General features: G+C 73.6%; 13 protein-coding genes. 9 read left to right on the top strand and 4 right to left on the bottom strand.

Going from position 1 to position 11,750, the window contains the following annotated elements; genetic code table 11:
- Positions 1–3: 3 nt before the first annotated feature.
- Entirely contained in the window at positions 4–501 is a 498-nt protein-coding gene (locus tag AC07FV_RS20055) for a GbsR/MarR family transcriptional regulator (RefSeq protein WP_479088739.1), read from the top strand.
- Positions 502–558: 57 nt separating this feature from the next.
- Here the strand turns inward: AC07FV_RS20055 and AC07FV_RS20050 are convergent, their stop codons facing one another.
- Entirely contained in the window at positions 559–1,482 is a 924-nt protein-coding gene (locus AC07FV_RS20050) for a diacylglycerol kinase (RefSeq protein WP_479088738.1), read from the bottom strand.
- 185 nt (positions 1,483–1,667) lie between these two features.
- Between AC07FV_RS20050 and AC07FV_RS20045 the strand changes: the two genes are divergently transcribed.
- The 5 genes from AC07FV_RS20045 to AC07FV_RS20025 all read left to right on the top strand — a co-directional run bounded on the left by AC07FV_RS20045 (position 1,668) and on the right by AC07FV_RS20025 (position 5,321).
- Complete coding sequence (locus AC07FV_RS20045; RefSeq protein WP_356602317.1) at positions 1,668–2,951, top strand: adenylosuccinate synthase; 1,284 nt, start codon at positions 1,668–1,670, stop codon at positions 2,949–2,951.
- 129 nt (positions 2,952–3,080) lie between these two features.
- The gene (locus AC07FV_RS20040) at positions 3,081–3,602 is read left to right on the top strand and encodes a DUF3515 family protein (RefSeq protein WP_479088737.1); all 522 of its coding nucleotides are present in this window, start codon (positions 3,081–3,083) and stop codon (positions 3,600–3,602) included.
- Between the two features lie 78 nt (positions 3,603–3,680).
- Positions 3,681–3,881: a hypothetical protein gene (locus tag AC07FV_RS20035; protein ID WP_356602313.1), complete on the top strand. Its 201-nt coding sequence runs from the start codon at positions 3,681–3,683 to the stop codon at positions 3,879–3,881.
- A 238-nt stretch (positions 3,882–4,119) separates the two neighbouring features.
- Positions 4,120–4,992, top strand: a complete 873-nt coding sequence (locus tag AC07FV_RS20030; RefSeq protein WP_479088736.1) for a sigma-70 family RNA polymerase sigma factor — start codon at positions 4,120–4,122, stop codon at positions 4,990–4,992.
- A 38-nt stretch (positions 4,993–5,030) separates the two neighbouring features.
- A complete protein-coding gene (locus AC07FV_RS20025) occupies positions 5,031–5,321 on the top strand; it encodes a hypothetical protein (protein WP_356602309.1) in 291 nt (96 codons plus the stop codon).
- Positions 5,322–5,335: 14 nt separating this feature from the next.
- Here AC07FV_RS20025 and AC07FV_RS20020 read toward each other — a convergent pair whose 3' ends face one another.
- The 3 genes from AC07FV_RS20020 to AC07FV_RS20010 form a co-directional block, all read right to left on the bottom strand.
- Positions 5,336–5,986, bottom strand: coding sequence for a hypothetical protein (locus tag AC07FV_RS20020; protein WP_356602307.1), 651 nt, complete (start codon positions 5,984–5,986; stop codon positions 5,336–5,338).
- A gap of 216 nt (positions 5,987–6,202) precedes the next feature.
- Positions 6,203–6,904 carry a GntR family transcriptional regulator gene (locus tag AC07FV_RS20015; protein WP_479088735.1) on the bottom strand — a complete coding sequence of 234 codons (702 nt, stop codon included), beginning with the start codon at positions 6,902–6,904 and terminating at the stop codon, positions 6,203–6,205.
- A gap of 207 nt (positions 6,905–7,111) precedes the next feature.
- Positions 7,112–8,467: an aminotransferase class III-fold pyridoxal phosphate-dependent enzyme gene (locus AC07FV_RS20010; protein WP_479088734.1), complete on the bottom strand. Its 1,356-nt coding sequence runs from the start codon at positions 8,465–8,467 to the stop codon at positions 7,112–7,114.
- A 232-nt stretch (positions 8,468–8,699) separates the two neighbouring features.
- On the opposite strand from AC07FV_RS20010, the gene AC07FV_RS20005 reads away from it, so the two are divergent.
- The 3 genes from AC07FV_RS20005 (at position 8,700) to AC07FV_RS19995 (ending at position 11,739) form a co-directional block, all read left to right on the top strand.
- Positions 8,700–9,311 carry a DJ-1/PfpI family protein gene (locus AC07FV_RS20005; RefSeq protein WP_479088733.1) on the top strand — a complete coding sequence of 204 codons (612 nt, stop codon included), beginning with the start codon at positions 8,700–8,702 and terminating at the stop codon, positions 9,309–9,311.
- Entirely contained in the window at positions 9,308–9,775 is a 468-nt protein-coding gene (locus tag AC07FV_RS20000; RefSeq protein ID WP_479088732.1) for a MarR family winged helix-turn-helix transcriptional regulator, read from the top strand. Before AC07FV_RS20005 ends, AC07FV_RS20000 begins: the two co-directional genes overlap by 4 nt.
- Positions 9,776–9,864: 89 nt before the next feature.
- Positions 9,865–11,739: a serine/threonine-protein kinase gene (locus AC07FV_RS19995; RefSeq protein ID WP_479088731.1), complete on the top strand. Its 1,875-nt coding sequence runs from the start codon at positions 9,865–9,867 to the stop codon at positions 11,737–11,739.
- The last annotated feature ends 11 nt before the right edge of the window (positions 11,740–11,750 follow it).

Below are 11,750 nucleotides of genomic sequence, written 5' to 3'. Positions count from 1 at the left end.
GGGATGACGGAAGCAGGGGAACGGGGCCGCGACCCCGAGGCGGTGTCGAAGTTCGTGGAGGGCTTCGCCGCCCAGCTCGTCGAGGCCGGTATGCAGCGGATGCCGGCCCGCGTCTTCGCCGCCCTGCTGGCCTCCGACTCGGGATCGCTGACCTCGGCCGAACTCGGCGAACGGCTCCGGGTCAGCCCGGCCGCCGTCTCGGGCGCGGTCCGCTACCTCGCGCAGCAGCACATGGTCTCGCGCGAGCGCGAACCCGGCTCACGCCGGGAGCGGTACCGGGTGCACAGCAACCAGTGGTACGAGGCCCTCACCAGCCGCGAGGCCATCCTGAAGCGCTGGGAGAGCGCGCTGCGCGAGGGGGTCACCAGCCTCGGCGCCGGGACCCCGGCGGGCCGCCGGATGGCCGAGACGCTGGCGTTCTTCGAGTTCGTCGACGGCGAGATCGCGGCCATGATGGAGCGCTGGCGGGTGCACCGGGAAGAGCGGTTCGGACGGGACTGAGAGCCCGGGGACCCGCCACGCGGCCCGCAGGCCCCCCCCCGCACGGCGCCACCCCCCTCACCCCACCGGCAGCGTCAGCCCCCACGCCCCCTCCCGCACCGTCCAGGTCCGCGTCCGCACCGGCCCCGAGACGACCGCGTCGGCCCGGTAGCGGAAGTGCGCTCCCGACACGGTCACCGTCAGACCGGTCGCCGTCAGCGCCGGTGCCTCCCCGTCCACCGACGACGGCCGCACCTCCACCACGGCCACCCCGCCGGCGCCCGGTGCCACGGAGACCGCCTCCACCGGCTGGTCCAGGTCCACCAGCGTGACGCCGTCGACCTCCACCCGCAGCCGGGCCGGACCGGCCGCCCCCACGGTGACCGCGCCCCGGGCCGGCCGCGAGGGCGCCAGGGTCCGTACGAGGGACTGGCAGGTCCGCAGCCAGTGGTGCCCCCCGTTCGAGGCGGTCGCGCCCGTCCCGCCCCCCGGCCCCGCCGCCCCCGCCTCCCGCTGCCCGGCGACCGGCGCGACCGGGGGGATCCCCACCGCCCCCAGCACCACCCCGTCGCTGTCGTCCACGAGCAGGTCCAGGCGCTTTTCCGCCCCGTCCAGCACCGACCGGGCCGCCGCCACCGCGCCCGACGGCAGCCCGAGCGACCGGGTGAGGCCCAGCACCGGCCCTACCGGCACCACGGACAGCGCGCACCCCGCCAGCTCCCGGTGCCGGTGCAGCAGGGCCACGGCGCGCAGCAGCGCCCGGTCGTCACCGACCACGACGGGCCGTCGCGAACCCCGTCGCCGCAGTGCCCGGGCGAACTCCTCCGGACCCTCCGGCAGACACACCTTCGTGCTCGCCGCACCCGCGCTGAGCACGTCTTTCGCGATCCGGACGGACTCCCCGTCGGTGCGCCGGGCGACCGGATCGACGACCACCAGAAGCTGATCGGGCCTCGCTGAGGATGTCGCGGAAGAGTTCGCGGAAGTCGCCACCTCGGCCATGCCTCGCTTCCTCGGGTAGCATCTTTGTGCAAGAGCCCCTTGCGCTATTGCGCCAGGGGCTTCGTCTATTCCGGGGCATCCGGTCCGACGGTTGGCGGCCAATGACGGTCGCGGTGTACGTGGCGGAAATCCACCGCGTACGCCCTCGACCATGGACATGCCCCGCCCGGAAGGGGTGTACGCGCGTGCCCGCACTTGTGCTGCTCGGTGCTCAGTGGGGTGACGAAGGCAAGGGAAAGGCGACGGACCTGCTCGGTGGTTCCGTCGACTATGTGGTGCGCTACCAGGGCGGCAACAACGCCGGCCACACGGTAGTCGTGGGCGATCAGAAGTACGCCCTCCACCTGCTCCCTTCCGGAATCCTGTCTCCCGGCTGTACGCCGGTCATCGGTAACGGTGTCGTTGTCGACCCGTCGGTCCTGTTCTCCGAGCTGAGCGGGCTGAACGAGCGCGGCGTCGACACGTCCAAGCTCCTGATCAGCGGAAACGCGCACATCATCACGCCGTACAACGTGACCGTCGACAAGGTGACGGAACGCTTCCTCGGCAAGCGCAAGATCGGCACCACCGGCCGCGGCATCGGTCCGACCTACGCCGACAAGATCAACCGGGTCGGCATCCGCGTCCAGGACCTCTACGACGAGTCGATCCTCACCCAGAAGGTCGAGGCGGCGCTCGACGCCAAGAACCAGATGCTCACCAAGCTCTACAACCGGCGCGCGATCGCCGTCGAGCAGGTGGTCGGGGAGCTGCTGGGCTACGCGGACAAGCTCCGCCCGTACGTCGCCGACACCGTCCTGGTCCTCAACCAGGCCCTCGACGACGACAAGGTGGTCCTCTTCGAGGGCGGCCAGGGCACGCTCCTGGACATCGACCACGGCACGTATCCCTTCGTGACCTCGTCGAACCCGACCGCGGGCGGCGCCTGCACCGGCGCCGGCGTGGGCCCGACGAAGATCAGCCGGGTGATCGGCATCCTCAAGGCGTACACGACGCGTGTGGGCGCCGGCCCGTTCCCGACGGAGCTGTTCGACGAGGACGGCGAGGCCCTGCGCCGCATCGGCGGCGAGCGCGGTGTCACCACCGGCCGCGACCGGCGCTGCGGCTGGTTCGACGCGGTGATCGCCCGCTACGCGACCCGCGTCAACGGCCTCACCGACTTCTTCCTCACCAAGCTCGACGTCCTCACCGGCTGGGAGCAGATCCCGGTCTGCGTGGCGTACGAGATCGACGGCAAGCGCGTCGAGGAGCTGCCGTACTCGCAGTCCGACTTCCACCACGCGAAGCCGGTCTACGAGATGCTGCCGGGCTGGAGCGAGGACATCAGCAAGGCGAAGTCCTTCTCCGAGCTGCCGAAGAACGCCCAGGCGTACGTGAAGGCGCTGGAGGAGATGTCCGGCGCCCCGATCTCCGCGATCGGCGTGGGCCCGGGCCGGGACGAGACGATCGAGATCAACTCGTTCCTGTAGGCACCACGGACGCGTACCGACGCGTACCGACGGCCGGGACCCCGCACGGGGTCCCGGCCGTCGGCATCCGGGCGGCGGTTACGCTGGCCGGTACCAGCAGTGGACGGAACGGCGCGGAGCGAGCGGAACATGCGGATCGGTAACCCCCTGCCCGTCGCCCTGCGCGGGAAGCTTTCCGTCCGGATGTGGATCTGGCTGACCGTCGCGGTCGTCGCCGTGACCGGCGGGCTCCTCTGGGTCGACGGCCACCGCGTCTCCGCCGCCCCGCACGCGGACCACGCCCGGTGCGACGAGGTCGTCTCCCGCCTGCCCGACGACATACCCGGCGCCTCGCGCGACTGGACCCTCGGGGAAGGGGTCGCGGCCTGGGGCGGGCAGTCGGCGGTGTTCCGCTGCGGCGCCGAGGAGCTGCCGCCCAACATCAACCTCTGCGTCACCGTCGACGGCGTCGACTGGGTGCTGGACGAGGAGCGGCTCAAGCGCGACGGCGTGAGCGTCCTGCGCACCTACGGCCGCTCACCCGCCGTGGAGTTCACGTACACCGGGCCGCGCGAGGAGGTCGGCGGCATCCTCACCGCGCTCGACCCCGCCGTGAAGTGGCTCCCGCAGAAACGCAAGTGCGTGGGCCTCCAGGACGCCGACGTCGTCTAGGGTCCGTCCGACCGGTCCCGCCTGCCGTTCGGCCCCCTCCGCCGAGCGCCGCCGTGGGACGTGGTGTCGGATCGGGGCATGACCGACCGTGACCGTGCCGCTTCCTGCCAGGGCCCGTACGGCGTCGAGGCCGACCCGGGGGACTGCGGCGACCCCGTCCGTTTCGAGGTGGCCCGGCACCGGAGGGTGCCGCTGCGGGTGTGCCCCGTCCATCTGGGGCCGGCGCTGCTGCTGGCGGACGGGGTGCTGTGGCCGCCCGGGATTTCCTTGATCCGCTGAGGGAGCGGACCACCGGGGTGGTTCACTGGGGTGCCCCAGCCGGATCAGCCATGGATCAGCCGGATCAGCCGCGGGCAGGCCGGACCCCGCCGGAGCCACCGGACCGGCCGGACCGGCCGAACCAGCCGGACCGGCCGAACCAGCCGGACCGGCCGAACCAGCCGGACCGGCCGAACCAGCCGGATCGGCTCCCGAGGACGCGGAAGGAAGCCGTACGGTGCCCGGACGATCCGATGTGATGGCAGAGCGCTTCGAGCAGGACCGCCCCCGGTTGCGCGCCGTCGCGTACCGCATCCTCGGTTCCCTCGGCGAGGCCGACGACGCCCTCCAGGACGCCTGGCTGCGCGCCGACCGCGCGGACACCTCCGGGGTGGAGAACCCTTCCGGCTGGCTCACCACCGTCGTCGCCCGGGTCTGCCTCAACCTGCTGCGCGCCCGCGACACCCGCCGCGAGGACCCCCTGGACGACGGCACGGACCGCGGGCCCGCCACCGCCCCGTCCGCCGCCCGCACCGCGGATCCCGCGGAGGAGGTGCAGCTCGCCGACGAGGTGGGCATCGCCCTGCTGATCGTCCTGGACACCCTGGGTCCGGCCGAGCGGCTGGCCTTCGTCCTGCACGACATGTTCGACGTGCCCTTCGACGACATCGCCGCGATGGTCGGCAAGACCCCCGCGGCCACCCGGCAGCTGGCGAGCCGCGCCCGCCGCCGGGTACGGGGTGTGCCCGCGCCCGACGCCGACGCGCCCCGCCGGCGCCGCGCGGTCGACGCCTACCTGGCGGCCACCCGCGGCGGCGACTTCGACGCGCTGGTCGCCCTGCTCCACCCGGACGTCGTGCTGCGCGCGGACGCGGCGGTCGTGCCGACGCCCGCACCCGTCGAGATCACCGGCGTGGAGCCGGTCGCCCGGGGCGCGATGGCCTCGATGGCCCGCGCCCGGTTCACCGGCGTGCTCCTGGTGGACGGCCGGCTGGGCCTGGCGATGGCCGAGAACGGCAGGCTGCGCGTGGTCCTCCGCTTCACCTTCGCGGACGACGGGCTCATCACCGGCATCGACGTCGTCGCGGAGCCCGACCGCCTGAGCGAACTGCACATCTCGGGCATAGGCTGAGGAGGTACACGGCGCGTCGGCAGAAGAAGGTGAGTGCGATGCGCGTGCTGCTCAAGGCGACGCTGGACACGGAGAAGTCGAACGAGCTGATCCGCAGCGGCAGGATGCCGGGGATGATGAAGGAGATGCTCGATCACATCGGGCCGGAGGCCGCCTACTTCGGTACTCTCGGCGGCCGCCGTACGGCGCTGCTCGTCCTCGACATGCAGGAGAGTTCCCAGTTGCCTCCGATCGGCGAACCGTTCCTCATGGAGATGAACGCGGACGTCGAGGTCTGCCCGATCATGAACGCCGACGACCTGGCGACGGGCCTGTCCCGGCTCGGCTGACCGGAGGCGACCGGTCAGCTGAAGACGATCATCGACCCCTGGGCCAGGCTCCGCGTGGCCGCCGCGTGCAGGCCCAGCCACACGTGGCGCTCCCGGGCGAAGGGGCTGGAGTCGTGCGGCGCGGGCACGGCCGGTTCCTCCAGTTCCGTCGGGGCGAGGGGCGGGCTCGGCGGCGCGGGCGGGTTGGCCGGGTCGATGCCCAGGGCCGGGGCGACGGCCTCCAGTTCCCGCAGCAGGGTGTGCGAGGAGCCCAGGGGGCCTCCCCCGGCGAGGAGTTCGTCGCTGGCGAGGGGGTGCGGGAAGTCGACGGGGACGTAGGCGCCCGCGTGGTCGTAGTGCCAGACCAGGTGCGAGCGCTGGGCCGTCGACTCGAACATCTCCAGCAACTGCTCGTAGTCCCCGCCGAGTTCGTCCACCGGCGTCACCGGCAGCCCGCACAGCCGGAGCAGGTACGCCCGGCGCAGGAAATGCAGCGCGTCGTAGTCGAAACCGGCCACCGGGGCGACCTCACCGGTCAGTCCCGGCATGTACTGGTACACCGGCACCGGCGGCAGCCCGGCCTCGGCGAGCACCTTGTCGTACTGCGCGAGTTCCTCGGCGAACGGGTTGTCCGGCGTGTGGCACAAGACGTCGACGAGCGGTACCAGCCACAGGTCACAGGCCAAAAGAGGGCTCCTCACACAGCATGGTGGTCAAGGGCGACGGTCGGGCGCGGTGATCGGGCGGCGATCGGACGGTGATCGGACGGTGATCGGGTGCGGGATCGGGCGCGGTGGTCAGGAAGCGTAGTCGGTGCGCGGTGCGCGGTGCGTGCAGGTCCCATACCCATCTGGGGCCGGACCACGACACGTCGGGCGGTGGTCATCCGCCGGCGCCCCGGGTCAGCCGTCGGCGAGCCGCTCGATGAGGGCGAGCGAGTGGGCGTTGTACGCGTCGACGAGCGAACGGGCGGCCGGGGCGTCGTGGCGGACGAGGGCGTCGACCAGTTCTGTGTGCCCGGACCACAGGGCGCCCCGCAGGTCGCTGAGCCGGCGCAGGTGCTGCACCGTGCACACCCAGCTCTGCACCCGCAGCCGGTGCAGGAAGTCGGCGAGGTGGCGGTTGCCGAACAGCAGGGCCAGCTCGCGCCAGTAGCGCAGGTCGTAGCCGATGAGGACGGTCAGTTCCCCGGCCGTGGCGGCGCGCTGGGCCTCCTCGCCGCGGCGGCGGACACCGGCGAGCGCGGCGGCGATCCGCGGGTCGTCCGGACTCGGCCCGTCCGGCCGGTCGGCGAGGAGGACGAGGAACATCCCGTCGGTGACGAGGCTGCGTGCCTCGATCATGCTCCGGAAGTCGTCGACCGAGTACTCGTGGACGCGGAAGCCGCGGTGGTGGTCGGCGTCGAGCAGCCCCTGCGCCGACAGGTCGACCAGCGCTTCGCGTACGGGCGTCGCGGACACCCCGTACTGGTCGGCGATCTCCTTGACCGTGAACTCCTGGCCCGGCCGGAGCCGCCCGGCGAGGACCTCGTCGCGGAGCGCGTCGGCGATCTGCTGCCGCAGGGTGCTGCGGGTGACGGCGGCGCCGCCGCTGGGGCCGGGCATGGTCGGGCGGTCTCCTCGTCGCGTCCGGGGGGCGTACTCGCGCACGCGGCCCGTGGGGGGCGCACGCGTGCCTGCGCCGCACTCACGCGCGAGGCCGTGGCGTGCCCGCACACAGGACGGTGGCGCACTCGCACACATGTCTACCGTGTACGAGCACGCCACCTTACGCGTTCGGCTCCCGTTCCTGCCCGCCCGCGGGCAGGCGCTCTACTCCGTGTACGTGTCCGCCACGGACAGTGCCGTGTCCAGGGCCACCAGGCCCTCCTTCAGCTCTGCCTCGGAGACGTTGCACGGCGGCACGACATGGGTGCGGTTCATGTTCACGAAGGGCCACACGCCGTGCGCCTTGGCGGAGGCGGCGAAGGCGTTCATCGGCGTGGCGGCCTGGCCGGTCGCGTTGTACGGCACCAGCGGTTCCCGGGTGTCCCGGTTCTTCACCAGCTCCAGCGCCCAGAACATCCCGACCCCGCGCACCTCGCCCACGCTCGGGTGGCGCTCGGCCAGCTCCCGCAGCGCCGGCTCGAGGACCTCGGCGCCGAGCCGGGCGGCGTGCGCGACGATGCCCTCCTCCTCCATCACGTTGATCGTGGCGACGGCGGCGGCGCAGGCCAGCGGGTGCCCGGAGTAGGTCAGGCCGCCCGGGTAGGGCCGCTCGGCGAAGGTCTCGGCGATCCGCGCGGAGATCGCGACGCCGCCCAGCGGGACGTAGCCCGAGTTCACGCCCTTGGCGAAGGTCATCAGGTCGGGCACCACGTCGTACAGGTCGGCGGCGAACCACGTGCCGGTGCGCCCGAAGCCGGCCATGACCTCGTCGAGCACGAACACGATCCCGTACTTGTCGCAGATCTCGCGCACCCCGGCGAGGTAACCGGCCGGCGGCAGCATGATCCCGGCGGTGCCCGGCACCGTCTCCAGGATGATCGCGGCGACGGAGGCCGGGCCCTCGAAGGCGATCGTCGTCTCCAGGTGCTCCAGCGCCCGCGCGCACTCCTGCTCCTCGGTCTCGGCGTAGAAGCGCGAGCGGTACAGGAAGGGCGCCCAGAAGCGCACGACACCGGCCGTGCCGCTGTCCGAGGCCCAGCGGCGCGGGTCGCCGGTGAGGTTGACCGCCTGCTGGGTGCCGCCGTGGTAGGAGCGGTACGCCGACAGCACCTTGGGCCGGCCGGTGTGCAGCCGGGCCATGCGCACGGCGTGCTCCACGGCGTCCGCGCCGCCGTTGGTGAAGAAGATCTTGTCCAGGTCGCCGGGTGTCCGCTCGGCGATCAGCCGGGCCGCCTCCGAGCGCGCCTCGACGGCGAACGCGGGCGCGAAGGTGGTCATCCGCGCGGCCTGCTCCTGGATCGCGGCGACGACCTTGGGGTGCTGGTAGCCGATGTTGGTGTAGACGAGACCGCTGGCGAGGTCGAGGTAGCGCTTGCCTTCGTAGTCCCAGAAGTACGACCCCTCGGCGCCGGCGACGGCGAGCGGGTCGATGAGCTGCTGCGCGGACCAGGAGTGGAAGACGTGCGCGCGGTCCGCGGCCTTCACGGCGGCGCCGGTCTGGGGGTCGGGCTGAGGGGTCATGCGGCCGAGGGTAGATGTCCGCGATGCGGAAACGGAATCGGCGTCCTGTCTGTGGTCGTCGGCTTTCCACGACAGGTTGTCGACGCGGCGGGCGAGGGTGCCGGCCGAATTCCGGGGCGTCCTCGTTGACAACAAGCTGTCATGATGACAGTATTCTGTCATAAGGTTCCACGGGCAGGCCCACCGCCCGCGCTCCGTGACCGCACCCCCGTCCCGCACCCGAGGAGAAGTCATGAACGGCACCCGCAAGCCCGTCCACCTCGCCGTGTACGACACCCTGGCCGACTGGGAGGCCGGCCACGCGACGGCCCACCTGGCCCGGGCCGGCTTCCCGGTCCGCACCGTCGCCCTCTCCACCACCCCGGTCACGAGCGTCGGCGGCCTGTGCGTCCGGCCCGACCTCGCCCTGTCCGACCTGCGCCCCGAGGACAGCTCCCTGCTGATCCTCCCGGGCGCCGACCTGTGGGACACGTCGAGCGACCTCGCCCCCTTCGCCCGCACCGCCCGCGCCTTCCTGGACGCCGGGGTGCCCGTCGCAGCCATCTGCGGCGCCACCGCCGGACTGGCCCGCGAGGGCCTGCTCGACGACCGCGCGCACACCAGCGCCGTCTCCTTCTACCTGGCGGCCACCGGCTACGCGGGCGGCGCGCGGTACGTGGAGGCCGACGCGGTCACCGACGGCGGCCTGATCACCGCGGGGCCCACCGAACCGGTCGCCTTCGCCCGCGAGGTCCTCGGTCTGCTCGGGGCGTACGAGGGCGAGCTGCTGGACGCCTGGTACCGGCTGTTCCACGACTCCGACCCGGAGGCCTTTGCGGTGCTGGCGGAGGCGGGCGCCGCGTGAGCGACCGGGAGAGGCAGGACCTGCTCAGCCGCGCCGCGCTCGGCGCCTTCAGGCTCAACGGCCAGTTCCTCGCGGTCGCCGAGGAACTGGCCCGTCCCGCCGGGCTCACCGCCGCCCGCTGGCAGGTGCTCGGCGCGGTGCTGCGCGAGCCGCTGCCCGTCTCCGGTGTCGCGCGGGCGATGGGCATCACCCGGCAGAGCGTGCAGCGCGTCGCCGACCTGCTGGTGGAGGCCGGGCTCGCCGAGTACCGGCCCAATCCGGCCCACCGCCGTGCCAAGCTCCTCGCGCCGACCGGGGCCGGCTACGCGGCCGTCGCCCGCATCGACCCGGGGCACGCCGCCCTCGCCGGCCGGCTGGCCGAGGCGTACGGGTCCGTGGCGGAGCTGGCGCAGGCGGTCGAGGCCGTGGAACGGCTGTCGGAGGCGCTGGACGAGATGGGCGGCCCGCCCGTTACGGAACCGTAGAGAAGAGGTCGGGAAGACCGGCTCACCGGCGCCGCCGCCCCGCACTATCCTCGGTCTGTTGCTCACGTTCGGGGGGAAGGCGGCGCAACATGCAGAAACTCGGGGGCGGGGACCCGCGGCACATCGGTGCCTACCGGCTGCTGGGGCGGCTCGGCGCGGGCGGTATGGGACACGTCTACCTGGCCCGCTCGGACCGCGGACGCACGGTCGCCGTGAAGCTGGTGCGCACGGAACTGGCCGCGCAGGAGGAGTTCCGGCAGCGCTTCCGGCAGGAGGTCGAGTCCGCGCGCCGGGTCGGCGGCTACTGGACGGCGCCCGTCCTGGACGCCGACACCGAGGCGGCCGTGCCCTGGGTCGCCACCGGGTACGTCGCCGGGCCCAGCCTCCAGCAGGTCGTGGGCCACGACCACGGCGCCCTGCCGGAGCGCTCGGTGCGGACCCTGGCGGCCGGGCTCGCCCACGCCCTCCAGGACATCCACGCCGCCGGGATCATCCACCGCGACCTCAAGCCGTCCAACGTCCTCGTCACCATCGACGGCCCCCGCGTCATCGACTTCGGCATCGCGCGGGCCCTCCAGACGGTGACCGACGGCGGACTCACCCGCACCGGAGCGCTCGTCGGCTCACCCGGCTTCATGGCACCGGAGCAGGTGCGCGGCGACCGGATCACGCCCGCCTGCGACGTCTTCTGCCTCGGTTCCGTCCTCGCCTACGCCGCCACCGGCCGGCTGCCCTTCGGCACCACCGACAGCGGTGTGCACGCCCTGATGTTCCGCATCGCGCAGGAGGAGCCCGACCTGGCGTCCGTGCCGGAGGGCATCGCCGACCTCGTCCGCGACTGCCTGAAGAAGGACCCCGCCGCGCGCCCCGGCCTCGACGAGGTCCTGGCGCGTACGGGCGCGCAGGACACGGTCGCCGACGGCCGCTCCCGCGACCCGTGGCTGCCCGGCGCGCTGGTGGCCCAGCTCGGCCGGCACGCGGTACGGCTGCTGGACACCGAGGACCCGGAGGCGCCGGGAGCGGGCGGCCCGGGCGCCGGCCCGCCGGCCGGCCCGGCGCCGGACGGCCCGGCCGCGCCCCCGCCCCCGCGGCGGGAACCGGCCGCGACCCCGGACGGCCCGCCGCCACCCCGCGATCCGGGCGGCGCGGGCATTCCGCTGAACCACCTCCCCACCCTGGTCGCGGGCCAGAGCACGCCGACGCCCCCGCCCGCCCACGGTCACCCCCTGCCCCAGCCGCCCGCCCACGGTTACGCCCCGGCGTACGGCTACCCGGGGACACCCCCACCCGGCCACCCCCCGTACGGCGGCGGCCTCGGCTCGACCCCGCCCTACGGTCCTCCGCCCGCGTACGGCCCCCCGTACGAGCCGTCCCGCAGGGGCCGCTCCACCGCGGTGCTGGTCGCGGTCGCCCTGGTCGTCGCGCTGGGGGCCGGCGGCTCGGTCTACGCGCTGATGAGCGGCGACGACGCCGGCGACCGGACCGACGGCGGCGGCACGGGCGGCTCCACGGTCGGCGCCTCGGTGGACCCGGGGCCCAGCACGGACGGCTCCGCTCCGACGACGGGAGCCGGCCGGCCGACGACCGACCCCACCACGCCGACGGCCCAGGACGGCACGATCCCGACCGCCTACCTGGGCACGTGGTCGACCACCATCGACAACGCCTCCGGTGTCCACACCCGGCAACTGACCATCCAGCAGGGCGACGTGGGTGACACGGTCCTGTCCCTCGTCGCCGACGGCCCCGCGGGCAACGGCTCCTACCACTGCGTCTTCGAGGCCGCGCTCAGCGACGCCCCGGGCTCCGACGGCCCCCTGGACATCGGCCCCTCCACGGTGGCGGTGGGCCCCGCCGCCACCTGCACCCCGGGCGACCCCTCCCGGGTCAGGCTCCTGCCCGACGGCACCCTGGAGCGCACCAACACGGGCACCGACGAGAAGCTGACCTACCGCCGGGACTGAGCGGCCCGGAC

The sequence above is a fragment of the Streptomyces sp. NPDC045956 genome, assembly GCF_056430705.1.
This window is presented reverse-complemented; position numbering and strand designations above follow the sequence as displayed.